Annotated in this window: 20 protein-coding genes; 18 read left to right on the top strand and 2 right to left on the bottom strand. The window is 39.2% G+C overall.

The annotated features are described in order from the left end of the window. Window positions 1-151 precede the first annotated feature (151 nt). The 3 genes from H8744_RS01010 (at window position 152) to H8744_RS01000 (ending at window position 6,472) form a co-directional block, all read left to right on the top strand. Window positions 152-1,042 (top strand): Rpn family recombination-promoting nuclease/putative transposase, encoded by an 891-nt coding sequence (locus tag H8744_RS01010; RefSeq protein ID WP_262433055.1) that lies wholly within the window; start codon window positions 152-154, stop codon window positions 1,040-1,042. A 722-nt stretch (window positions 1,043-1,764) separates the two neighbouring features. Further along, a complete protein-coding gene (locus H8744_RS01005; protein WP_262433054.1) occupies window positions 1,765-4,527 on the top strand; it encodes a hypothetical protein in 2,763 nt (920 codons plus the stop codon). A gap of 1,081 nt (window positions 4,528-5,608) precedes the next feature. Further along, entirely contained in the window at window positions 5,609-6,472 is an 864-nt protein-coding gene (locus tag H8744_RS01000) for a CPBP family intramembrane glutamic endopeptidase (RefSeq protein WP_262433053.1), read from the top strand. A gap of 723 nt (window positions 6,473-7,195) precedes the next feature. On the opposite strand, the gene H8744_RS00995 is transcribed toward H8744_RS01000, so the two are convergent. Continuing rightward, window positions 7,196-9,598 carry an autotransporter outer membrane beta-barrel domain-containing protein gene (locus H8744_RS00995; RefSeq protein ID WP_262433052.1) on the bottom strand — a complete coding sequence of 801 codons (2,403 nt, stop codon included), beginning with the start codon at window positions 9,596-9,598 and terminating at the stop codon, window positions 7,196-7,198. A gap of 599 nt (window positions 9,599-10,197) precedes the next feature. Between H8744_RS00995 and H8744_RS00990 the strand changes: the two genes are divergently transcribed. The 15 genes from H8744_RS00990 to H8744_RS00920 all read left to right on the top strand — a co-directional run bounded on the left by H8744_RS00990 (window position 10,198) and on the right by H8744_RS00920 (window position 26,021). Continuing rightward, complete coding sequence (locus tag H8744_RS00990) at window positions 10,198-10,929, top strand: type III pantothenate kinase (RefSeq protein WP_262433051.1); 732 nt, start codon at window positions 10,198-10,200, stop codon at window positions 10,927-10,929. Beyond that, a complete protein-coding gene (gene bamG, locus H8744_RS00985; RefSeq protein ID WP_262433050.1) occupies window positions 10,916-12,181 on the top strand; it encodes a BamG family beta-barrel-assembly machinery protein in 1,266 nt (421 codons plus the stop codon). Before H8744_RS00990 ends, bamG begins: the two co-directional genes overlap by 14 nt. A gap of 45 nt (window positions 12,182-12,226) precedes the next feature. After that, window positions 12,227-13,552 carry a tetratricopeptide repeat protein gene (locus H8744_RS00980; RefSeq protein ID WP_262433049.1) on the top strand — a complete coding sequence of 442 codons (1,326 nt, stop codon included), beginning with the start codon at window positions 12,227-12,229 and terminating at the stop codon, window positions 13,550-13,552. Between the two features lie 39 nt (window positions 13,553-13,591). Beyond that, window positions 13,592-14,170: an LPS export ABC transporter periplasmic protein LptC gene (lptC, locus tag H8744_RS00975; RefSeq protein WP_305067412.1), complete on the top strand. Its 579-nt coding sequence runs from the start codon at window positions 13,592-13,594 to the stop codon at window positions 14,168-14,170. A gap of 2 nt (window positions 14,171-14,172) precedes the next feature. Next, window positions 14,173-15,429 (top strand): hemolysin family protein, encoded by a 1,257-nt coding sequence (locus tag H8744_RS00970; RefSeq protein ID WP_262433047.1) that lies wholly within the window; start codon window positions 14,173-14,175, stop codon window positions 15,427-15,429. 120 nt (window positions 15,430-15,549) lie between these two features. Beyond that, complete coding sequence (locus H8744_RS00965) at window positions 15,550-17,688, top strand: peptidylprolyl isomerase (protein ID WP_262433046.1); 2,139 nt, start codon at window positions 15,550-15,552, stop codon at window positions 17,686-17,688. Between the two features lie 173 nt (window positions 17,689-17,861). Further along, window positions 17,862-18,896 (top strand): dual-specificity RNA methyltransferase RlmN, encoded by a 1,035-nt coding sequence (rlmN, locus tag H8744_RS00960; protein ID WP_262433045.1) that lies wholly within the window; start codon window positions 17,862-17,864, stop codon window positions 18,894-18,896. Between the two features lie 75 nt (window positions 18,897-18,971). Then, window positions 18,972-20,018, top strand: a complete 1,047-nt coding sequence (locus H8744_RS00955; RefSeq protein ID WP_262433044.1) for a DUF4837 family protein — start codon at window positions 18,972-18,974, stop codon at window positions 20,016-20,018. Window positions 20,019-20,026: 8 nt separating this feature from the next. Beyond that, window positions 20,027-21,124 carry a 4-hydroxythreonine-4-phosphate dehydrogenase PdxA gene (gene pdxA / locus H8744_RS00950; protein WP_262433043.1) on the top strand — a complete coding sequence of 366 codons (1,098 nt, stop codon included), beginning with the start codon at window positions 20,027-20,029 and terminating at the stop codon, window positions 21,122-21,124. 31 nt (window positions 21,125-21,155) lie between these two features. Beyond that, window positions 21,156-22,355 (top strand): sigma-54 interaction domain-containing protein, encoded by a 1,200-nt coding sequence (locus H8744_RS00945; RefSeq protein WP_262433042.1) that lies wholly within the window; start codon window positions 21,156-21,158, stop codon window positions 22,353-22,355. After that, a complete protein-coding gene (gene lptE, locus H8744_RS00940; RefSeq protein ID WP_262433041.1) occupies window positions 22,342-22,869 on the top strand; it encodes an LPS assembly lipoprotein LptE in 528 nt (175 codons plus the stop codon). Before H8744_RS00945 ends, lptE begins: the two co-directional genes overlap by 14 nt. A gap of 5 nt (window positions 22,870-22,874) precedes the next feature. Then, the gene (locus H8744_RS00935; protein WP_262433040.1) at window positions 22,875-23,666 is read left to right on the top strand and encodes a DUF8458 domain-containing protein; all 792 of its coding nucleotides are present in this window, start codon (window positions 22,875-22,877) and stop codon (window positions 23,664-23,666) included. Window positions 23,667-23,675: 9 nt separating this feature from the next. Continuing rightward, window positions 23,676-24,071 (top strand): preprotein translocase subunit SecG, encoded by a 396-nt coding sequence (gene secG / locus H8744_RS00930; RefSeq protein ID WP_305067411.1) that lies wholly within the window; start codon window positions 23,676-23,678, stop codon window positions 24,069-24,071. A 168-nt stretch (window positions 24,072-24,239) separates the two neighbouring features. Then, window positions 24,240-25,667, top strand: a complete 1,428-nt coding sequence (locus H8744_RS00925; protein WP_262433038.1) for an MFS transporter — start codon at window positions 24,240-24,242, stop codon at window positions 25,665-25,667. A gap of 3 nt (window positions 25,668-25,670) precedes the next feature. Next, the gene (locus tag H8744_RS00920; protein ID WP_262433037.1) at window positions 25,671-26,021 is read left to right on the top strand and encodes a PqqD family protein; all 351 of its coding nucleotides are present in this window, start codon (window positions 25,671-25,673) and stop codon (window positions 26,019-26,021) included. Here the strand turns inward: H8744_RS00920 and H8744_RS00915 are convergent. After that, the gene (locus H8744_RS00915) at window positions 26,011-26,292 is read right to left on the bottom strand and encodes a hypothetical protein (RefSeq protein WP_262433036.1); all 282 of its coding nucleotides are present in this window, start codon (window positions 26,290-26,292) and stop codon (window positions 26,011-26,013) included. The two genes, H8744_RS00920 and H8744_RS00915, sit on opposite strands and share 11 nt — an antisense overlap. Window positions 26,293-26,311: the final 19 nt, after the last annotated feature.

Genomic DNA, 26,311 nt, shown 5'->3' with positions numbered 1-26,311 from the left:
GGGGAGGGGGGGAGGAATTATGAAATTAAGAGGATGCCGATAATTGCAAGGTTCTGTTTTACCTGCAGGCCGAATAAAAATCCCCCATTTTTTGTTTATCCTACAATTAATTTGTTCCTTTGCAGGGATGTCCAAATAAAACAATATGCCTATGCCAACAAACAATTACAGCGGTGAGGAGCGCTTTGTGAACCCATACACCGATTTCGGTTTCAAGAAGCTGTTCGGCACGGACATGAACAAGGAATTGCTGATCAGCTTCCTCAATGCACTGTTCGGTGACGAGCAGCATGTCTGCGACCTGACTTATCTTAACAATGAGCATCTGGGTTCCTACGGTGGCGAGCGCAGGGCCATATTCGATGTCTACTGCGAGAACGACAAGGGTGAAAAGTTCATCGTCGAGATGCAGAACGTTTACCAGCAGTTCTTCAAAGACCGCAGCGTCTTCTATTCCACTTTCCCCATCCGCGAACAGGCCAAGCGCGGTGACTGGGACTTTGAACTGACGGCGGTCTATACTGTCGGCATTCTTAACTTCGTATTTGATGAGGACAGATATTCCCCGGATTGTTACCACCACAAGGTGATGCTGATGGATGTCGAGCGCAAGAGCATCTTTTATGACAAGCTGACTTTCATCTACCTTGAAATGCCCAAGTTCATGAAGGGCGAGCATGAACTGGAAAGCATGTTCGACAAATGGATGTTCGTAATCAAGAACCTCTCCCGCCTTCTTGAACGTCCGGCCGCCTTGCAGGAGCGTGTCTTCGAGCATATGTTTCAGGCCGCGGAGATTGCCAGGTTTTCTCCCCAGGAATTGAGCCTGTACGAGGACAGCGTGAAGGCGTACAGGGACATCAACAACGCAATCGTGACGGCTAGGAAGGAGGGGATGGAAAAAGGGATGGAAGAGGGAATGGAAAAAGGCAAACAAATGGAAAAGATAGAAATCGCCAAGAAACTGTTGGGCTCAGGACTTCCCGTGGACCAGGTCGTGCAGATAACCGGCCTTTCCGCCGAGGCGATAGAAAAATTATAAACATTGATCGTTTTTGTTCCCTGCGATTAGGATAAGAATCACATTTCAGGCAGAAACCGCCTGAAATGTTATCGATCTGTATTGCCATGTCCAATCGAGACATGGCAATATAGAAAATCATATCATGGATACGGCAAGTTCCGTTATCTACCCCGCCAACCTTTCTTCAAATAAAGCAGGGTTCTTCAATCAGTTACCTAGAGGTAACAGATAAAATTGTGTGTCCATACGAATCTTATTTAGACACTATGCGGTTAAGATAGGACATGTAATAACCAATGCTCTTTGCTCTCATAAATTCTACTTTACTCGGAAAGCTAAAGATTCCCATTGTAAGCATATAATTCCCAGCCCCCCGCCCTCCAAATCTACTTAGAAAATTTATTTCTTACTTTGCCCCCCGTATGGAGGATGGAATCCCGCGTTCCCCTCCCCAAAAAGCGTCATTATTTAACCAATTTATATTATTAACTTTTTAAATTATTGTAAGTATGGAAATGGAAATGAATTACGTGGCTCCAGAGGTGGAAATCGTGGAGGTAGAAGTAGAGAGAGGGTTCGCTGCAACAGCTACAGATCCCAATGTTCCTGATCAAGGAGGACCTTTCTAAAAGCAAAGGGCTAATTAATAAACATCTATCGGATAAATTTCTTGTAGCTGGCAGTAGCATTGGAATCTATCCGATATTTCTAATCGAATATTAAACTAAGGAAATAAAGAAATGAAAACAAAACACATTTTAGCAGCGCTTGCGCTGCCGATGGTATTCGTAGCTTGCTCTGATGAGCAATACGAAAGTTCAAGGGTTAATAACCCGCTAGGTGATCGTCCGGTTATCGGAAATGTCACATTTGTGGACGGAAATGCAAATACTCGTGCCATAGATGCCACAGACGGATCGAGTAAGTATACCGAAGGCGAACAGTTCGGTTTGGCATTGATGGACGAGGTATATGATATAGATGCTTCAGCGTTTACTGATAGATACACTTTAAAGAACGCAGTTTGGACAAATTATCCATTTACCAGAGATGCAAACGGTAATTGGACCAGCCCGGCATCGTTGGTTGAAGGTAATTATTTCACTTACATGCCATTCAAGAACGGTAAGGTAACTGCAGCCCGTGACGGAATGAAGTGGGTGATTGATGCGGAACAAAAAGCTTACGCTGAAGGTTCAAAGGAAGTTACTAAATACCAAGCAGTAAAAGATAATCAGATATTTTTTGGTTATGTACCAATGGAGGCGGATGCAACTGGTGCGACAGCCACGGAATTGGATATGAACCTAGTTGCTGCACATGCAACTCCCGCCTTTAAGATCACCAATATGGATGCTAGTAAGTCTGTTGAAATCAGAAAGATTTCATTGGAAAATACAACTACTGCATCGGGTGATGCCATATTGGCACTTGCTGGTGAGTTAGATGTTGAAAACGGTATAAGTTCGAAGGAATTTAAATTAAATGATGAAACAGCAACTGCTGGTTCAAATATTGCTGCCGTTTTCAACGTGTACAATAATGCTACAGCGACTGAAAAAGAAGACGCTTTCCACAATAATCCTCTTTATACCGGTAGCTTCTTGAGTTCTACAGCTGATGCTGCAAACAAGATTTCATTGCGCTTCCCTGATGTGACGCTTGCCAGCAATAAATCCACAGCAGCGTATATGGTAGTACCGGCAATCACTACTGCAAATGCATGTGAAAAGCTCCAAGTAGTGATCTATACCAACAAAGGTACAGTAACTGCACCTTTGAAAGCTGGAAAATACAAATGGAATTTTTCCAGAGATGCTTTTGAAACAGCCGGGACTACAGATACCCCTGTCTTGACCGTTGCTTTGGCACAAAAAGGCATTGATACCACTCCAGAAGCAGCAAATCAAGGCTACAAAGAGTTAGCTGCAGATGAATCATTCGCTTCCATGAAAGCTAACGACTTCAGTTCGATCGCCATCAGCTTCACCGAAGAGGCAATCGTTGTTCCTACGGAAATGAAAATTGCTACAACCGCTGATTTGGATGATTTTCTAGGATACCGTGAAGTTTCACAACAGGTTGGTACAGAAGCGAGTCCAGTTGGACTTACAGGTATTATTACCGGGGACGGTGTTGAATTGTCCAAAGATGCTTACGACATCTTGAAAAAGTATCCTTATGTGAAATTGACAGTTAAGGCAGCTAATGCTAAATCTTTGACTATTTCCAAAAACATTACAGGAACAGACGCTTTGGAAGTTCTTACATTTGGTGATAACACTTCTGCTATCATCTCAGAAGGTGCTACTCAAGTAGTAAGCAAAGACTTCAATAAAGGTATCCTGAATAAGGGTGTTTTGACCATAAAAGATAGCGAAGCTCCAATTGCAGCAATTACAACAGATGAAATTTACAATGTAGGTACTTTGAATATCGCTACTGCACTTACCGCCACTGTCCATAATGGCGTACCTGCCACTGCTGCATATGAGAACGCAGTATCTACTGCCCAGATGAACATTAATGCAACTGTTGGAACCGTTGATAACTACGCTTCTGTTAAGGTAAGCGGAGATGCTGCAATTACAATAACTGCATTGAATAATAAGGCTTTGGCAAAATCAGAGAACCCTGACAAAGTGGGTTCTGTTGAAGTAGATGCAAATGTGACTGTGACATCATTGGTAACGGAAGCTAAGTCAACATTGACAGTAAATGCCGGTAAGTCTTTTATTACAAAGGGTACTAACGCTGGTATAATTACGAACAATGGCCAGATTGAAATTGCAGGTGGCGAGTTCAAAAACACCGGAACGGTAACAAATAACTATGGTATCGTGTGTCAGTCTGGTGGTACATTTGTCAATGTAGCAGGCATGACAGTTGGCGAAAACGCGATATACACTTATATTTCGGATAATGAAGACGGAGAAATCGTAATTGAAAAGCGTGATGCAGAGCTTAGAATCGGTACAGAAGATAAAGCCGGTATCATCACATACGTGGCAGATGACGAACAAGGTGACTGGAGTAATAATAAATTCAAAGTACTGTCAGGTGACAAGTTCAATAAACTGATCATCCAAAAATCAGGTACTGTAGATTTGTCAGCCGTAGCTGCTGCCACAACCAGCATCGTATTGGATGTTGACGCAACCAGCACTTATTCATTCCCGACTGGCACAGGCAGGCAGTTCACTTCCATGACTGTCGGCAAAGAAGGTGCAACATCACCATATGTCATTCAAATCAAAGGAGGAACAAGCGCTGATGGTGTAGTCGTGACTGAAAGCCTGACAGTTAATGAAAAAGCCACAATGCATATTACAACCGGTAATCAATTTACATTCAAGGGAGTATCTATTACGAATAATGGTACAATCCTCGTTGGTGGTATATTTACTACTACAGTAATGGAGAAACCGGCTGATGCTGCTGAAGCTGCCAAATATAAAGAAGCAGGTGGTAGTTTTAAATGGTACACTCCAAGTATAAATTAAGCCAGTTGAGACTCAAAGAGGTGAAAATTCCAAAAGTTTCTGATTCCCTAATCCCCTTCTTCGGTAGATAATTGCCGAAGGAGGGAAAATACAGAGAAGGAGTTATTCCTTCCTCTCTACTTTGGAAAGAATCCTCTGTAATCGAATAACAAATCAAGGGTAATAGAGATGATTAAATAATCTTCTTCATTACCCTTGATTTTATTTTCGAATAGTCGATACAGAATACAACCAGTCATAATTACTGCTTAATAAGCAGTACATAGTAATTAGTTATCAATATGTTCCAAACACAATCGGCATTGTAGTGTTGAGAATATCTGTATTTGATAACTTTCGTAAGACATCGATATTATCAATTAATTCTGTTTCAGTACTTATGGAATTATTCATACATTTCCCCATGATTAAAAAACGGCGGGAATAAAATCGACAAACAGCCATTCGGGACTCTACTCCCATAAGACGGACACAGGAAAAGTAGCTCCGGAAAGGAGTGTCTTAAATGCAAGGCAACTAAAACAAATAACAATGCTTAAAGCCTGTTCAGCTTTTCCTCAAACAGTATTTCATTCAGTTTCTAATGAGATAATTTATTTAGCTCAACAGTTGATTGGGTGAGTCACTTACTCAACTGATGTTTCTTTTGATTCTCCTTTCGGTCTGTTTTCCCAATTCTATGCGTCACATAGTCCGCTACGCTCCTTATAAAATAAAAATAGAAAATATCCTCAAAAAGAAATCTCGGGAACAAAGCTGATCAAAATTTAAACAAGTTCTTAATCATAAAAAGTGTCGGAGTGACGATGGGCGAGGATGGGCACTTTCCTTCATGCATTCCATATAAATGACGGAGATACTTATTGCCATCAGTATCTGTATGACTGTTTTAACCATCTCTGATTCACATTCTCTACATGAAAAAAACTGTCGTACAAAATATTTCCGTAACTTTGTTCCCGTTAATCATAGGGTCAAATGTATTGTATCTATTCCGTATGCAACCGTAAAGAAAACATACTGCCCCTTTGGCCATGCCAAACTCAATTTATACAAGCTTTATTCTTTCGTCATGAGATACATGAGTAATTGCAAATACCTGTCCGCAGGTTTTAACTTGCTTGCTTTTTTCTTCCTTTCGGCCATCTTGACCGGATTGCTTCGTGGCCTATTAAGTGATTATCTCTCCTTGCAGCTTATGGGAGTGCGAATAAACTATTTGTGCGGCTTTGCCTCTACTGTTTTCACGATATGGTTTATGATGCGTTTCGTCAACAAACGCCCGTTTTCGGTGATCGGTCTATCGCTACGCAATCATTTTCATTCTTTCGTGTCCGGCATAATGTGGGCCGTAGCAATCTATTCGGGCGGCTTCGCTTTCCTGGCCGTTTCCAATCAAGTCAACATCAATGCCATCCGGTTTGACGGCCGGTCTTTGTTGCTAAGTTTTATCTTCTATCTCGTTGTGGCCGTCAAGGAAGAGATCACCTATAGAGGCTATTGCATTAACGTGCTGACAACATCCATGAACAAGTATGCGGCTGTGGTCATAAGCAGTGCCATATTCGTCTTCTTCCACCGGAACAATGCCGGCATAAGTTACCTGTCGTACTTCAATCTGTTCCTTGTAGGGATTCTTTTCAGTGTGAATTATGTCCATACGCGCAACCTTTCGTTCTCCATAGCTCTCCATTGGTTCTGGAACTGGATTCAAGGACCGGTTCTAGGCTTCGGAGTGAGCGGGAGCCATGACATGCGTTCGCTTTTCCGTCTGGCATATCCCAATGGGGATAACCTCTTGAACGGTGGGACCTTCGGCTTTGAAGCATCGGTCGTCTGCACCGTCTTATGCCTTGTGGGGAGTGCGGCGCTCATCACGCAAGCCTCCTGTCCATCCATATTGCGGAAAGCTTATCATAAGGTTCGTAAACGCCATTTTCGATAATTCGAGAAATTGTTATATTGTTTTCAAAAACGGATATTTGCTGCCAATATGCTTGCGTTTTGCTTATTTTGATTGCTATCACTTTTTGCAAAAATGCTAAAATAGCTTGCTGAGAAGCATTGTCCTTATCAGCAAGAGGCGATACAAGGCTTCTTGAAGGCATTGGATAACCGCAAGTAACGGATTGAATAGCCGTATCCGGCATGTGGAGTAGCTATAATCAACACGTTGGGTAGCTATAAGTAACAGATTGAGTAGCTATAGCCAACGTTTAGAGTTTCCTTTGCCAATGAAATTCGATTTTATTAATGGTTTGATCGCACTTTTATGCCTTTACATTCTCTAGCTACATTCTTCCCGAAGTGCTTTTGACTTTGACTAATCAGGACAATTATATCGTTTTATTTGCCATTAGGAAAGAATTAACAGACATATTGCGGCTTATGTAATTTAGTTCTTTCGTTTCTATGGAAAAGTGGAAATTCCTAATCGCTCTGCAGTGCGTTTTTTTGAATATGAAGAGTTCCGACCGGGAATATCGGTTTCCAGAGGCGATAGAAAAGACAAATAGTCATAATGACAGAAGCTATCGAAGCGTTGCCGGGCATAAGCCATATCCTTAACTTTATGCTGTAAATAGGAGGTTATTCATTTTACAAAAAAAGCGTACCAGAAATTCCGGTACGCTCTCTTTTATAGGATGAAATACTACTAAATTAGTAATTAATTATTGCCAACAGTACGGATCTGACCGTTTGCATACGTTACGGCATCTTCAGCAACTCCATAGCATCCAGATTCGTAAGTTGTTTTCTGGTCACCAGTGAGATAACCTGAATGCAAAATGTAATCGGCTACATAAATATTGGTAGCTTTTATTGCATTTGATCCCAACAATCTCATGGAACTGTCAACAAACAGATCTGTAAGTCCACTAGAGATGTTTGCTGTCACATTAACAGTCTTCCCTTGGAGTGACAAATATGTAGGCACACTAGTCAATTTGATGTTTACGACATCTTGTTGGGCATCTGTAACGCCTTCTGTATTAATGATCAACCAATTAAATTTGTCATTAGTAGGATTATAAGTGTAAGTTTGATCATTTTTGGTCTCATTGATAGTGAATTTGATATAACCAATGTTAGAATCGTCTTTTACAGAAACTTCGTTTTTCCGGTCTGAAAGAATGATTGTTCCCTTATAGCCTGTACCGCTATAATTTCCTGCATTATTGGTGATGTAAGTCACTGCCGCAGAACTAAGATGGTTGATAGTTCCTATATTGGTAATCGAGCCACTTCCTCCCTTCAAAACTGATATTTCGAAGTTATTGTTGATAGTACCCAAATTGGTAACCACGGCTGCAGCGGAAATAATACCGTTGTTGGTTGTCGTGCCAAACAAATTAGTTTCACCAGCGAGTTGTACCGTTTGTGATGATGCTACGATGACTTCTGATCCTGCATTTGAGGTGAATTTGCCAAGTATGACTTTTGGAGAACCGAATTTCACAGTTGCATTTTCTGCATTGATCAACTCCATTGCCAAGGCGTCTGCGGCACTTTCAGTATTTGTTATCTTCAAAGTACCTTCGTTGGCAATATCCGTCATTTTGGCAGAGCCGTCAAATGTTTGGTCGATAGTCCAATCAATGCCAGTCTTTAAGATGACGTTTGCTTTGACAGCAGTTCCTGAAGCATCAACAAATTCAACTTTCTCATTGTTTAGTTTTACTAAAGTAGCTGCTGCGTCAGCCAATACGATTGAATTGCTATTTTTGGCGATATTCAATTTGATCTTGCCACCCCCTGTATTTGTTGCGATAAGCAGATCAAGTGCTTCACCTGTCAATTCAAAACGACCATTTGTGCCATTCAATTCGATTTTCGTAACATCTGTTTTTCCTAATGCTTTGTATACTTTTAGTACATCGATCAATTCACTGGAATTTGTAACGATTGTTCCGTCCATTTCTAGTTTTGTCATGTCGATGGACAAGATACGCTGGAAGCTGGCTCCGGTATTTTCACCTTTGAAATTATCAGAAGTTGTATTCTCTTTCCAAGTACCATTAAGGATCTCAACTAAAGCGGTGTTCAAGTTAGCTTCCGAACCAGCCACATCCGGAGTGCCATCATCATTACGTCTCTTCAAGGGGTTAGTCGCGGCAACTTGACCTGCATCGTAGCTTACCTTTACGCTACCGTAGTTTGTCTGAACTGTAATTGCAGAAGTTGCTCCTGTCAAATCAACATCGGCAACGTGCGGCAACAAAGTCACGCTGGCTACATTATCCTGAACATCCGTAGATGTGATCGTTTGTACTTTAGTAGCACCATCTTCCAATTCGGCTACGTTAACCAAGTGGTCATATCTGTCGACATCAGAATTAGCTACACCACCCTCTTCTGCCAGTTTTGGCTTGGCAGCACCAGGCACAACCTTAACGCTTGTATTAAATTTGTTAGCACCTGCATCGATAGTGATTCCTTGGAACTTGATAGGTGCCACATCCTGGATATTATTGACTAATTCTTTATTTGCGGCATCAATATGTATACGCAGCAATGAACCCACCTTCTTCAACGGGACATCGTAATTACGACCGTAGCCAGCACTGTTGTCAGCAGCAGTACCATCATAAGTTGCGATATCCATAACGTCCGACATGTATGGTTGAACCAATTTGGTTTTTTCATTTTGGCTTACAGGCACCCTTATACTGATATTTCCATCAGTCACATAATTAAAAGCTGTATCGGCCGGATAGACAAGGATTGCCTTACCCGGGTTAACCATGCTTTGTGTCTTGAACACAAGGGCACCGTCTACACCTTCGCCTTTAAAAATTGCATTCTCGCCTACAGCAGTTATCGAGTAATCCGGAGAACCGTTACCCATCGTCATTCCATGGAACATTGAAATAACATCTGTCATGTCAAAGTTCACAACAGAGCCATCGATAGTTGCCCTTGTAAGAGGGTCAACGGCACCATCTCTCGAAACACTGAAAGTGATGGGAGAATAGTTGTTTTTTGGACTTGTCCCGGAAAAATCATCTTCCGTATTGCAGGAAGCCAATGCCAGTCCCGCCAGCACTGGTAATAAATACTTTGTTTTCATACTCATTTTTATTTCTACATTTCTAAATATTAACGTTCGTCATCTTTATCATCTGTGCTGATAGCGAACCCCTTTTCCACTTCTATCTCCACGATTTCCACCTCTGGAGCCACGTAATTCATTTCCATTTCCATACTTACAATAATTTAAAAAGTTAATAATATAAATTGGTTAAATAATGACGCTTTTTGGGGAGGGGAACGCGGGATTCCATCCTCCATACGGGGGGCAAAGTAAGAAATAAATTTTCTAAGTAGATTTGGAGGGGTAGTGGACTTATAATAAAATAGTTACATTTGGGATGAATGGATTTCTGCTACATTAAACAAAAGAAAATTGGTGTATTGAAAACAGAATTGATAAAGATGAATGGTTGTTGTAAAAGGAATCAGTTTTAGTCTTGAATGTTTGATGAAATGAAAAATGATAATAATAATTGATGGAAAAATATGTTATAACTTTATTAAATAGCAAAACATACAACTTGAAGGGAGAGAATTTATGCTTCAGAGATGAGAAGTGTTTATTAGTTTTTTGTGTATATGTGATATTCGCTCTGATTTTATCCGTATCTTTGCGCACTCAAAATAAAGAGAACAGTGAATTTAATAATTGATATAGGAAATACAATAGCTAAAGTAGCACTTTTTGATGGTGCAACAATGGTGAATGTTATTTATGATTCCAATCAATCTTTGGATTGTCTGATAGATATTTGTGACGAGTATCCAATTGATTATGGTATTGTGGCTACTGTTATTGATCTTAATGAATGCGTTTCCGAACGTTTAAGTAAACTCCCTATACCAGTGCTTTATTTGGGTAAAGACACCTTGCTACCTGTAGCCAATTTATACGAAACACCTGAAACATTGGGTTATGATCGGATGGCTGCGGTAGTGGCTGCAAATGAACAATATCCAGGAAGAGATATTTTAGTAATAGATGCCGGAACATGTATAACATACGAATTTATCGATTCTAAAGGGCAATATCATGGAGGAAATATTTCTCCAGGTTTACAGATGCGCTTTAAGGCACTTCACCAATTTACGGGGAGGCTACCATTGGTAACTCCCAAGGGGAGAAAATTGTCGTTGGGTAAAGATACTGATACTGCAATACGTGCAGGCGTATGGAAAGGAATTGAATATGAAATAGCTGGTTATATTACGGCTATGAAACATAAATATCCTGAACTTTTGGTTTTTTTAACTGGCGGAGATGATTTTTCTTTTGATACAAACGTAAAAAGTGTCATCTTTGCAGATAGATTTTTAGTGTTGAAAGGATTAAATAGAATTTTAAACTATAATAATGGTAGGATTTAAACAGACACTTTGTGCGCTTTTGCTAATGGCTTTTGCAGGAGTGGCAATCGCTCAAAACAATACAAACTCTCCCTATACACGATATGGCTACGGTGAATTGGCTAATCAAAATTTTGGAAATAGTAGAGCTATGGGAGGGATTGCCTTTGGATTGCGCGATGGTTTACAAATTAATCCGTTAAATCCTGCTTCATATACAGCTATTGATTCTTTGACGTTCTTATTTGAAGGAGGTGCCAGTCTGCAAAACACAAATATTGATGGTGGAACGCAGAAGTTGAATGTGAAAAATTCAAGTTTCGATTATTTGGCAATGCAATTTCGATTGCATAAGAGATTGGCTATGACAGTGGGATTATTACCATTTTCAAATGTTGGTTATAAAGTAGCTCAAGCATATACTGAAACTGCTACAAGTCCAGCATATACAAAACAAGTTGAGGGTGATGGAGGTTTACACCAAGTCTTCGGTGGTTTGGGCTTTAAAGTATTAAATAATTTATCTATAGGTGCTAACGTTTCCTTTTTGTGGGGGGATATAACACGTAATCTTCGAATGATATATCCAGGCTATAAACCGGGAATTTCTGATTATATTGAAACTCCGTCGTATGTGGAAACGTCATCTTTTTCAATAAGAGATTATAAATTGGACTTTGGAATACAATATACTCAACCGATCGGGAAAAAACATTCTGTAACATTGGGAGCTGTATTTTCTCCAAAACATAATTTGAATAATGATGCCTATGTACAGACAACAACTAGCGTTATTGTGACAAAAGATACAATTGCTACTTTTGGTCTTCCAAACACATTTGGAGCCGGTTTGACCTATAAATATGATGATCGTTTGACGGTAGGTGTGGATTACAGTTTGCAAAAGTGGGGAGATGTTACTTACTTGAACAAGAAAAATGCTTTTTGTGATCGTACAAAGATTTCGGTAGGAGCTGAATACTTACCGACAACCATGGGACGAAATTATTTTGGACATGTGAAATACCGCTTAGGTGGATATTATACGACTCCTTATTATAAAACAGAAGCTGGTGAGAGAGCTTCCCGAGAATACGGAGTGACAGCTGGGTTTGGCTTCCCTGTCCCTCGTTCGCGTTCAATTATTAGTGTAACTGCTCAGTATACCCATGTGGAAGGGTTACAAGCAGGTATGCTGAATGAAAATATATTAAAGTTAAGTATAGGAATTACGTTTAATGAGCGTTGGTTCTTCAAACGTAAAGTAGATTAATCGAAAAAGAATAGACAATAAATAAACAACTAAAATTTAGATACAATGAAAATTAAAACGCTTGTGGCTGTGTTGTTCCTTTCAGCAGGTGCAACCTCTGTGGCGGCGCAGAACGACAGTATCTGCAATCCTAACAGTAGTGTATCACATGAAGCTGTAAAAGTAGGTAATTTTAAAGATGCCTACGCGCCGTGGAAAATTGTGTTGGAAACTTGCCCTACTCTCCGTTATTATACATTTAAGGATGGATTCTTGATTTTGGAGGGATTGATGGATGGTATTAAGGATCGGAATAATCCAGAATATAAAAAGTATTTTGATGAATTGATGCATGTACATGATGTACGGATACAGTACATACCTGAATTCCAAAAGAAAATGAAAGGTGTGCCTTCTGTAGAAAAAGCACTGGGAGAGAAGGCGCTTGATTATCTTCAGTATGCTCCATCTGTAGATGTCAACTTAGCTTATAAATGGTTGAAGGAATCTGTTGATGCTGAAAAATCGAATTCATCGCCTAATATTATCCATTTTTTCTTGGATGTATCTTTGAAAAAATTGCAGGGTGATGAATCTCATAAAGAACAATTTATTAAGGATTATCTGGATGATATAAAATATACGGATGAGGCTATTGCCAATGAAAGTAATGAAAAAATGAAAGCTGCATTGCAAGGTGTTAGAGGTAATCTGGATGGAATGTTCATAAATAGCGGAGCGGCAACTTGTGAATCTTTGCAGAACATTTATGCTCCGAAGGTACAGCAAAATCAGACTAATCTTGAAGCTTTGAAAGAAATCATCAAAGTGATGGCGATGATGGGATGTAAAGAAAGCGATGCTTATTTGGATGCATCTTATTATGCTTACAAACTGGAACCAAGTGCTGATGCTGCAGTCGGTTGTGCTGCAATGGCATATAAAAAAGGAGATATGGATGGTGCTGTTAAATTCTTTGATGAAGCTTTAACGTTAGAAACCGATAATGCCAAGAAAGCAGATATTGCATACAAGGCTGCGGCTGTATTAGCATCTGCCAAAAAGATTTCTCAAGCAAGAAGCTATGCACAGAAAGCTATCAGCTTTAATGAAAATTTTGGCGCACCTTATATTTTGATTGCTCAGCTGTATGCAGGTAATCCGAAATGGACAGATGAAGCTGTTTTGAACAAATGTACATTTTTTGCTGCTATAGACAAGTTGCAAAGAGCTAAAGCTGTTGATCCGAGTGTAGCCGAAGAAGCTAATAAGCTTATCGGTCAATATTCTGCATATACTCCTGAGGCGAAAGATCTCTTTATGCTTGGTTATAAAGCGGGCGATCGTATCACTATTGGCGGGTGGATCGGAGAGACTACAACGATCAGATAATATATGTTACATTCACGTAACTACTTTTTTAATAAAGGCTTGAGCATAACAATTTTCCTTGGGATAATTGTTATGCTTCTTTTATTTTCTTCTTGTGGAGGAAAAAAGAAAGATATGGGCGAAGCAATCACTGAACGTGATTCTTTACCTATGATGGAGACGGATGGAGTGGTTACTTATATCTCAGACTCAGGAGTAACACGTTATAAGGTTGATACGGAAGAATGGCTTGTTTTTGACAGAAAGAAGCCATCCTACTGGGCTTTTGAAAAGGGAGTTTATCTTGAACAATTTGATTCGTTAATGAATGTAGATGCAAGTATCAAAGCTGATACTGCATACTATTTTGATAAACAGAAATTGTGGAAGTTGATCGGTCATGTTGATATAAAGAACAGGAAGGGAGAACGGTTTAACACGGAGCTTCTTTATTGGAATCAGGCCACAGAAAAGGTGTATTCAGATCGATTTATACGAATAGAACAACCTGACCGGATTATAACTGGACATGGCTTTGATTCCAATCAGCAAATGACGATTTATGAAATAAAAAATATTGAAGGGATTTTTTATGTGGATGAAGATGAACAAAAAGCATCGACGGATTCAGTAAGTTGACTATGAATATTATCATTTACCTTTTGATAACTATGGCTTTCTCGGCCTTCTTTTCGGGGATGGAAATCGCTTTTGTCTCGGTCGACAAGCTTCGTTTTGAGCTTGAGCGGAAAGAGGGACTTTCGTCTCGTATTCTTTCTATATTTTTCAGGAATCCGAATGATTTTATTTCTACAATGTTGGTTGGAAATAACATTGCATTGGTTATTTATGGTATATTAATGGCACAGATAATCGGTGATAATTTGTTGGCTGGATTTATAACAAATCATTTTTTGATGGTATTAGTGCAGACTATTATTTCGACACTGATTATTCTAGTAACAGGTGAATTTCTGCCCAAAACGCTATTCAAAATTAACCCTAATCTGATGTTAAATGTTTGTGCTATTCCATTATTTCTCTGTTATATTATTCTCTATCCTATTTCAAAATTGTCTTCGGGGTTATCGTACCTCTTTCTGCGCTTGTTTGGAATGAAGATAAACAAAGAAGCTTCGGCAAAGGCTTTCGGTAAAGTTGATTTGGATTATTTTGTTCAGTCGGGAATTGATAATGCGAATGATAGTGAGGAATTGGATACGGAGGTGAAAATTTTCCAGAATGCACTAGACTTTTCAACTATAAAAATACGAGATTGTATTGTTCCACGCACTGAAGTCGTGGCAGTTGATTTGCAAACATCTCTAGAAGATTTGAAAAGTCGTTTTGTTGAATCCGGTATTTCAAAAATAATCGTTTATGATGGAAATATAGATAATGTAGTAGGGTATATCCATTCATCGGAAATGTTTCGGAATCCTAAGGACTGGCGGAATAATGTCAAGGATGTACCGATTGTTCCGGAAACAATGGCGGCGCATAAGTTAATGAAATTGTTTATGCAGCAGAAGAAGACAATTGCCGTTGTTGTAGATGAGTTTGGAGGAACATCCGGTATTGTATCTTTGGAGGATCTTGTAGAAGAAATTTTTGGTGATATTGAAGATGAACACGACAATACATCCTATATATGTAAACAGTTAGGAGAAGGGGAGTATGTGCTTTCTGCACGTTTGGAAATAGAGAAAGTGAATGAGACGTTTGGACTTGAATTACCTGAATCGGATGATTATTTAACGGTAGGAGGTATGATTCTAAATCAATATCAAAGCTTTCCCAAGTTGCATGAAGTCATCTCTATTGGGCGTTATCAGTTTAAGATTATAAAGGTAACACCGACAAAAATTGAACTTGTGCGGCTGAAAGTGATGGAATAATGGTTTATATTCCTATTTTTTTTGATAATAAATAGATGGGTATTAGCATTTTTTGTATCTTCGTGCGCTAAAACAACTAAGAAGAAAATAATAATAAACAAATAAACTGTATTAATTAAAATGGCAACATTACAAAACATTAGATCGAAAGGACCTTTATTGGTGATCGTTATTGGCTTGGCGCTGTTTGCTTTTATTGCGGGTGACGCATGGAAAGTACTTCAGCCACACCAATCACACGACGTGGGTGAAGTGAACGGGGACGCACTTTCCGCTACTGAATATCAGGCAATGGTAGAAGAGTTTACAGACGTTATGAAGTTCTCGAGAAGAGTAAACTCTTTGACGGATGAGCAAACTAATCAGGTGAAAGACGAAGTATGGCGTACTTTTGTAAATAATAAACTGCTTGAAAAAGAAGCTAAAAAACTAGGATTAACCGTGTCGAAAACTGAAATTCAATCAATCATTGATGCCGGTGTTCATCCTTTGTTGCAGCAAACTCCTTTTGTGAATCAACAAACCGGAGCTTTTGATAAAGATATGTTGAAGAAGTTCCTTGTGGACTATTCTAAGTTGGATAGAAAACAGATTCCTGCTCAATATTTGGAAGAATATGATGCTACGTATAAGTTTTGGTCATATATGGAGAAAACTTTGATTCAAAGTCGTCTTGCTGAAAAATACCAGGCATTAATCTCTAAATCTCTTTTCTCTAATCCGGTTGAAGCACAAGATGCGTTTGATGCACGTGTAAATCAGATGGATTTGATGCTTGCAGCAGTTCCTTATTCTTCCATTGTTGATTCGACAATCGTTGTGAAGGAGTCTGAGTTGAAGGAACTGTATGATAAGAAAAAAGAACAGTTCAGACAATATGTAGAAACTCGTGATATCAAATATATTGATGTTCAGGTTACGGCTAGTCCTGAAGATAGAGCTGCAATAGAAAAAGAAGTTGGTGAATATGCTGAACAATTAGCAGGAGCAGAAAATGATTATACTTCTTTCATTCGTTCTAGTGGATCTGAACAACCTTATACTGATTTATATTATAATAAGACAGCCTTTCCTAGGGATGTTGTAGCACGTTTAGACTCTGCTGTTGTAGGCAAAGTATACGGTCCTTATTATAATAGTGCGGATAATACTATAAATTCGTTCAAAGTGATTGCAAAAACTGCGGCAGCAGACTCTATTCAGTATAGCCAGATTCAAGTTGTTACTGAAGATGCAGCCAAAACAAGAACTTTAGCAGATAGTATTTATAATGCGATTAAGGGTGGTGCTGATTTTACCGAGCTTGCAAAGAGATATAATCAAACTGGAGAATCCAACTGGATTTCTTCTGCAAATTATGAAAAAGCTCAACTTGACGGTGACAACTTGAAATATATTTCTGCTATTAATAATCTTGGAGTTAATGAGACTGCTAATGTCGCTTTAGGTCAAGCAAATATTATATTGAAAGTAACAGATAAAAAGGCTGTTAAAGATAAATATAAAGTAGCAGTTATTAAACGTACTGTAGATTTTAGTAAAGAAACTTATAATAAAGCTTATAATGAATTTAGCCAGTTTATTGCTGCTAATCCTACCATGGATAAAGTAGTAGCTAATGCTGAAGAAGCTGGTTATAGATTACTTGACAGAAATGACCTTTATAGTTCTGAGCATGGAATCGCTGGAATTAGAGGAACGAAAGATGCTTTAAAATGGGCTTTCTCTGCTAAACCAGGTGACGTTTCAGGATTGTATGAATGTGGAGAGAGTGACAGGATGTTAGTGGTGACATTAGTAGGTGTTACTCCTGAAGGTTATCGTTCTTTGAAACAAGTTCAAGATCAATTGAGAGCTGAAATTATAAAGGATAAGAAGGCTGAAAAGATCATGGAAAATATGAAAGCTGCCAATGCAACTTCTTTCGATCAGTACAAGGCTATTGCAAACGTTGTTACTGATTCTATCAAACATGTTACTTTTGCGGCTCCTGCATATGTACCGGCTTTGCGGAGTAGCGAACCTTTGATTGGTGCCTATGCTTCAGTAGCGGAATTGAACAAATTGAGCGCCCCTATTAAGGGAAATGCAGGCGTATTTGTTTTACAATTATATGCTAAAGATAAATTGAATGAGACATTCGACGTAAAATCGGAAGAAGCTACATTGGAAAATATGCATGCTCGTATGGCTGGTCGTGTCATGAATGATCTTTATTTGAAGGGAGAAGTGAAAGATACCCGTTATCTGTTCTTCTAAAAAAAACTGAAAAGAAGCTTACGGGCTATAAGTTACAAACTATAAGTTATGCGTTTTACGATGCGATTTCTTGTAGTTTGCAACTTATAGCCCGTAACTTTTTCTTTTTTACTGTTCTGAAATCAAGTTTAATTCCTTACATTTGCATGAATAAACGTTGAATTGTACAGAATATGTCTAAATATCCCCTTTTAGGAATGACTCTTGCTGAATTGCAATCAGTAGTAAAATCACTAGGAATGCCTCGGTTTGCTGCAAAGCAGATCGCAGCATGGTTATACGATAAGAAGGTAAGCTCTATTGATGAAATGACCAATCTTTCGCTTAACAACCGTGAGGCATTGAAGGCCGAATATGAAGTGGGAGGAGAAGCTCCGGTCGATGCCATGTGTTCAGTAGATGGAACAATTAAATATCTTTATAGGGTAGGAGAAAATATTTTTGTGGAAGCTGTATATATTCCCGATGATGATCGAGCAACACTTTGTGTATCTTCCCAAGTCGGATGCAAGATGAATTGTAAGTTTTGTATGACTGGAAAGCAAGGTTTTACTACTAATCTGACCGCAAATCAAATTCTGAATCAAATCAATTCTTTACCCGAAAGAGATAAGTTGACTAATGTCGTACTGATGGGCATGGGAGAACCGTTGGATAACTTGGATGAAGTCTTGAAAACGTTAGAAATCCTCACGTCTTCTTACGGATACGGATGGAGCCCTAAAAGGATTACACTGTCTTCTATTGGGTTACGGAAAGGATTGCAGCGTTTTATTGAGGAAAGTGATTGTCATTTAGCCATTAGTTTGCATTCGCCATTTCCTTCTCAGCGATCTGAATTGATGCCTGCTGAACGAGCTTTTTCTATAACTGAGATTGTTGATCTGTTAAAGAATTATGATTTTAGCAAACAACGCAGACTTTCATTTGAATATATTGTTTTTAGGGATGTTAATGATTCATTGATTTACGCTAAAGAGCTTGTGAAATTGCTACGGGGAGTTGATTGTCGAGTGAATTTGATACGTTTTCATGCTATTCCGGGAGTTGATTTGAAAGGAGCTGATATGGAAACAATGACCACTTTTCGAGATTATCTCACATCGCATGGTGTATTTACAACTATACGCGCTTCACGTGGTGAAGATATATTTGCAGCTTGTGGCATGTTATCTACTTCAAAACAGGGAGAGAATAACAAGAATTAATATAAATTATTAACTAATCGGATGATAATATACGAACATGTCGTAGTTTTGTAAAAACATTAAATAAGAATCAGTATGAAAAAGTATCTGTTTTACCTCAGTATGGCTCTTGTAGCATTGACTTTTTCTTCTTGTAATGGCAAGAAGGGTGTATTTACTCCGACCTCCAGTGGTCGTGCCTATGAGATTCTTGTCGTAGTAGATAATACCTTGTGGGAGAGTCCTGCGGGCAGAGCCTTGTATGACGTATTAGATACGGATGTGCCAGGATTACCTCAGTCTGAACGTTCTTTTAGGATTATGTATACTTCCCCAAAAGATTATGATTCAACATTGAAATTAATACGAAATATTATAATTGTAGATGTTCGTGATATTTATACAAAACCGGCATTTAAATATGCTAAGGATGTATATGCGGCTCCTCAGCTTATCCTAACTATCCAAGCCCCCAATAATGAAGAGTTCGAAAAGTTTGTAGAGGAAAATAAGCAGCAAATAATTGATTTCTTTACACGTGCTGAAATGAATCGTCAGATAAGTGTGCTTAAAAATAAGCATAGTGATTATATTTCTACGAAAGTGGGTAGCAAATTTGATTCGGATATTTGGCTTCCGGGTGAATTGACTTCTACTAAGGAAGGAGATGATTTTTTCTGGGCTTCTACAAATACGGCAACTGGTGATCAAAATTTTGTGATATACTCTTATCCATATACTGATAAAGATACTTTTACTAAAGAATACTTTATCCATAAGCGTGATTCGGTTATGAAAGCCAATATTCCGGGTGCGAAAGAGGGAATGTATATGACTACTGATTCATTGACAGTGGATGTACGTCCTATTGATGTACATGGTGATTATACGATGGAAGCTAGAGGTCTGTGGCGTATGAAAGGTGATTTTATGGGTGGCCCGTTTGTCTCTCATACTCGTTTGGACAAGGCTAACCAACGTATAATAACAGCTGAAGTATTTATATATTCTCCTGATAAATTAAAACGAAACCTAATGCGCATGTTGGAAGCGTCGTTATACACACTTAAACTTCCTAATGAAAAAACTCAAGGAGAAGTTCCGATGGGCGTTACTAGGGAAGAACAACCTAATAAAAAATAAAGACACACATGGAAGATAATAAAATAAGGATTGGCATTACACAGGGAGATATTAACGGTGTAGGGTACGAAGTGATTCTGAAGACTTTTGCCGATCCTGTAATGTTGGAGTTGTGTACTCCAATTATTTACGGCTCACCGAAGGTGGCTGCTTATCATCGTAAATCTTTGGATTTACCTACTAATTTTAGCATTGTTAATTCGGCATCTGAAGCGGTGAATAATCGCCTTAGTGTAGTAAACTGCACTGATGATGAAGTAAAGGTGGAGTTTTCTAAACCAGATCCGGAAGCTGGTAAAGCTGCTCTTGGTGCATTAGAGAAGGCTATTGAAGAATTTAGGGAAGGGCTGATAGATGTTATTGTAACGGCACCGATCAATAAGCATACCATTCAGTCTGAGGGATTTGCATTTCCCGGACATACCGAATATATTGAAGAAAGATTGGGAGATGGTCATAAGTCGCTGATGATCCTAATGAAAGAGGATTTCCGGGTGGCTCTTGTGACAGGACATATTCCCGTTCGAGAGATTGCTTCATCCATAACGAAAGAACTTATTCAGGAAAAAATAGCTATTTTCCATCGATCATTGAAACAAGATTTCGGTATAGGCGCTCCTCGTATCGCTGTTCTTGCATTGAATCCACATGGAGGAGATGAAGGGTTGTTAGGTACCGAGGAGCAAGAAATGATTATCCCGGCTATTCAGGAAATGGCTGCTAAAGGTATACTTTGTTATGGTCCTTATCCGGCTGACGGTTTTATGGGATCGGGGAATTTTAGACATTTTGATGGAGTATTAGCAATGTATCATGATCAGGGATTAGCACCTTTCAAAGCTTTAGCTATGGACGAAGGAGTGAATTATACGGCAGGGCTTCCGGTAGTACGTACTTCACCAGCCCATGGAACGGCTTACGATATAGCCGGTCAAGGAATTGCTTGTGAAGATTCATTCCGTCAAGCGATTTATGTGGCTATTGATGTATTTCGCAATCGACAGTTTGATAAGGCGGCACATGTTAATCCGTTAAGGAAACAATATTACGAAAAGCGAGATGATAGTGACAAGTTAAAGCTTGATACTGTAGATGATGATATGTAAATAAAAAAGTGAAGGGATTTATTATACAGTTATGACCAAAGCGGAAATTCAACAAGTTAAACTTAGGTTCGGTATTATTGGTAATACTGAAGCTTTGTCGCGCGCCATTGATATAGCTATTCAGGTTGCTCCTACCGACTTATCTGTTTTGATAACAGGAGAAAGTGGAGTAGGAAAGGAGAGCTTTCCGCAGATTATCCATCAGTATAGCCGTCGGAAGCACGGGCAATACATTGCTGTAAACTGTGGTGCTATTCCTGAGGGAACAATTGATTCAGAACTTTTCGGACATGAAAAAGGTGCTTTTACGGGAGCCATTGGTGAGCGTAAAGGATACTTTGGCGAAGCGGACGGTGGCACGATCTTCTTGGATGAAGTTGGTGAATTGCCTCTGCCTACCCAAGCGCGTCTGCTTCGTGTGCTTGAAAGTGGAGAATTTATTAAGGTAGGTTCATCTAAAGTTCAAAAGACAGATGTCCGGATTGTGGCTGCTACTAACGTGAACTTGACTCAAGCTATTGCAGACGGACGTTTTCGGGAAGACTTGTATTATCGTTTGAATACGGTTCCTATTCAAATACCACCATTGCGTGAACGAGGTGATGATGTATTATTACTTTTTCGTAAGTTTGCCGGAGATTTTGCTGAGAAATACCGTATGCCTGCCATTCAGTTGACGGAAGATGCCAAAAAGGAATTGCTCGCTTACTCATGGCCGGGAAATGTACGGCAGTTGAAGAATATCACCGAACAGATATCGATTATAGAGACAAACAGGGAGATAAATGCGGCCATTTTGCAATCTTATCTTCCGGTTCAGAATGTACAAAGGCTTCCTGCATTGTTTGGAGTTAAAGAGAACAAAGGTTTTGAAAGTGAACGTGAAATTCTATATTCTGTTTTATTTGATATGCGCCAAGAGGTATCTGAGCTGAAAAAGATGGTTCATAATTTGATGGCAGAAAAAGGGAATATGCCTATTGTTGCACAAGCTCCTCCAACGACAATGCCGACTATTATCCATTCGGTAAAAGCTCCTTGTCCTGAGGATGATGATATTCAAGACACTGAAGAATATGTTGAAGAATCTCTTTCACTTGATGAGGTGGAAAAAGAAATGATACGCAAGGCCTTGGAAAAGCATCATGGAAAGAGAAAAAGCGCTGCGCAGGATTTGAATATTTCCGAGCGCACCCTTTACAGAAAATTAAAAGAATATGGTTTGGACTAAAAAAATAGTGCAATGGAGTCTATTACTGATGTTACCGGTAATAGTCTTGTCATGCAGTGTCTCTTATAAATTTAATGGATCATCTATCAATTACGATAAGGTGAAAACGATTTCAATTGCCGATTTTCCAATTAAGTCAGCTTACGTATACCAACCTTTGGCTATTAAGTTCAATGATGACTTGAAGGATATTTTTACACGTCAGACACGTTTGCAATTAGTAAGGTCGGCTAATGCCGATTTACAGATAGAAGGGGAAATTACCGGTATCAACACCTATAACGAAGCTGTATCGGCTGATGGATTTTCTTCAAAGGTAAAAGTAGTGGTCACAGTTAATGTGCGTTTTGTGAATAATACCAATCATGAAGAAGATTTTGAACAACAATTTTCAGCTTTTCGTTCCGATCTTGATCCGAGTTCCTTATTGCCGAATATACCGGATGCAACAATTGCTGAAATAACGAAAGAGATAAGCGAACAAATATTTAATGCGACTGTAGCAAATTGGTAATCTGAATGACTTCTGCTAACCTTTTGAAATGGATTCAACACCCTGAAGTGCTGAATAAGGAAACGTTGTATGAGCTTCGGATGATGCTCACACGTTATCCCTATTTTCAGTCACTCCGTCTATTGTATCTAAAGAATTTATATTTGTTACATGATATTTCTTTTGGGGCTGAATTGCGAAAAGCTATTTTGTATGTTGCAGATCGTCGTACTCTATTCTATTTGATAGAGGGGGATAAATATGCGTTGCAGTCGCATAAGAAGAAAGCAGTGGCAGATGAAATACCTGAACCGGGATTAAATTTAGATCGAACATTGACATTGATCGATGCTTTTCTAGCTACTGTGCCCGAAGAAGTAACTTCTCAAACAAGCTTGGATTATACAACAGATTATACCGCATACTTGTTGCAAGAGCCTGATGTCTCGATTTCTGTAGAGGAACAAGCTGATACTCCAAAATTGCAAGGATTTGAATTGATTGATGATTTTATTGAGAAAAGCGAAGCAGATGCAGGATTGAAGTTGCCACCACTACCCGAGCAATCTTTTGTTGCAAGAGATATTTCAGAGATTGAATCAGGAACTTCTGATTCCGTTGAGATGCATTCTGAAGTAGATGAAGACGATAGCTGCTTTACTGAAACATTAGCTAAAATCTACGTTAAACAGCGAAGATATTCGAAAGCTCTTGAAATTATTAAAAAATTAAGTTTGAAATATCCAAAAAAAAATGCTTACTTTGCAGACCAAATCCGATTCTTGGAGAAATTGATTATTAACGCTAAATCAAAATAACAAAAAATGTTGTACTTAGTATTCGTTATCTTAATGGTTATTGCAGCCATATTGATGTGCTTTATTGTACTGATTCAGAACTCTAAGGGAGGAGGTCTTGCATCAGGTTTCTCATCATCAAATGCAATTATGGGTGTTCGCAAAACTACTGATTTTTTAGAGAAAGCTACTTGGGGATTAGCTGCATTTATGGTTGTAATGAGTATTTTTACAGCTTATGCTGTTCCGACCAAATCTTCCGGTACACAAGATGTGATTCTGGAGCAAGCTCAACAAGAAGAAAAAACAAATCCGTATAATATGCCTGCCGGAACAGCTGCCCCTGCTACGGAAGCACCTGCTCAGGCACCTGCAACAGAGGCTCCAGCTTCTGAAGCTCCGGCAGAAACTCCTGCTGCTAACTAACAGCTAATAAAGTTTCCAATCGTAAGCGAAGCCATGGATTTCGATCGAAATCCATGGCTTCGCTTATTTTTTCCAAAATCTATTCCCTTTTTATTAGGGCTACAATTTATTATTAGTTACTTTTGTGCTTTCTGTAATTTAGTTTATTATTAACTTATATTTTATACAATGACGAATACGAATAAGATTCAGCAGACATTGCGTGATTCAAAAGCTGCTCGTTGGGGCGCATTGGTACTATTGGCATCAGCCATGTTTTTCGGTTATATCTTCATGGATATCCTTTCTCCTTTGCAAGAGTTGTTGCAAATTCAGAGAGAATGGGATCCTGCTGCTTATGGTCGTTATGCAGGTTCGGAGACATTTTTAAATGTTTTTGTTTTCTTTCTTATCTTTGCTGGTATTATTTTGGATAAGATGGGGGTGCGGTTTACGGCTATCCTGTCCGGATCGGTGATGTTTTTGGGTGCTGCTGTGAATTATTATGCTGTATCTGATGCTTTTGTTGGTAGTTCTGCCGAAACTTTTATGAATAACTTCATGAATTTGCCGTTGTCCTGGTGGAACATAACTCCTTTCTTTGACGGTATGCCTGCTTCTGCCAAAATGTCGGCTATCGGTTTCATGTTTTTTGGGTGTGGTGTTGAAATGGCTGGAATCACGGTTTCACGTGGTATCGTCAAATGGTTTAAAGGAAAAGAGATGGCTTTGGCAATGGGCGTTGAAATGGCAATTGCCCGTATTGGCGTGGCGGTAGTTGTCTTGGGTTCACCGGTATTGGCATCTATCGATCCGGTTAGCGTATCCCGTCCCGTAGCCGTTGCAGTTCTTTTATTATTGATAGGATTGATTTCTTTCATTTGTTATGCCTTTATGGATAAAAAACTGGAAAAACAGTTGGGAGAGAATGATGAGGAAAAGGATGATCCGTTTAAGGTAAGCGATTTAGGTAAGATATTTTCTTCTAAAGTATTCTGGTTAGTGGCACTTTTGTGCGTACTTTATTATTCTGCTATTTTCCCTTTCCAGAAATATGCTATTAATATGTTGCAATGTAATCTGAGCTTTTCGGCAGAACAAGCTGGTTGGATTTTCTTTGTGTTCCCCTTGGGAGCAGCAGCCATCACTCCGTTCCTCGGTAATTTCCTTGACAAAAAAGGAAAAGGTGCTACGATGTTGATTTTAGGTGCTGTTTTGATGATTGTCTGTCATTTGTCGTTCGCTTTATTATTACCTGCTACGCAGTCCGTATTAGTTGCTTATTTGGGAATTGTTCTTTTGGGTATTTCGTTCTCCCTTGTACCTGCTGCCTTGTGGCCTTCTGTCCCTAAACTGGTGGATAGCCGTTTATTGGGATCGGCTTATGCGGTTATTTTCTGGATACAAAATATTGGTTTATACGCTTTCCCGATGATCATTGGTTCTGTAATTCAGTCTTCAAATCCGGGTGTAACCAATCCTTTGGAATATAACTATACCGTTCCGATGCTTGTCTTTGCTTCATTGGGCGTTTTTGCTCTGATCTTGGGATTTATGTTGAAGGCTGAAGATAAGAAGAAAGGTTACGGTCTTGAATTGCCTAATATTAAGGAATAAAGAATGGGTTCGAAAGAGAAAATAAATCTTTTGGATACAATCCCTTTCCATAATCCGGCTATTACAACTGGGAGAGAGAACGATGGCACTATAGTCATCGCTCTCCCTCGGTTCAAGAAAAAATGGATGCAACGATTTTTATTGCCTAAAGGAATGTCGCCTGATATACATGTCCGCTTGGAGGAACATGGGTCTGCTGTTTGGGAACAGATTGACGGGCGGTCTACGGTCAGGGAAATTATAGAAAGACTCGCAGATCACTTCAATCATGAAGAGAACTACGAGTCTCGTATCCTTACTTATTTTATCCGGTTGCAAAAGGACGGATTAATCAAATTGGCCGTCAGCGAATGAAAAGTGCCCATAAGATAACGGCACATACTATAAAAACACCAATGACGATCAGGGTACCATATACAAAATAGCGATTATCAGCTTCTTTCTTTTCTTCCGTTTGGCGGATGATACGCCCCATTTCCTCCGGTGTGGTATCGGGAAGTGGAAAAGGTTCTCCTGCTTGGGCATGTTTCATCTTCTCTTTGGTTCGTTCCCGTCTCAGCTTGGAGGCTGTTCGACCCTCCTCCAACCGTCGAATCATGTCAAGCATATGTCCTTCACCACCCATCTTTAATGTTTGTTTAAAA

This window comes from Jilunia laotingensis (assembly GCF_014385165.1).
GTDB classification, from domain to species: Bacteria; Bacteroidota; Bacteroidia; order Bacteroidales; family Bacteroidaceae; genus Bacteroides; species Bacteroides laotingensis.
The sequence above is the reverse complement of the archived record's forward strand: the minus strand, read 5'-3'. Positions and strand labels throughout refer to the sequence as shown.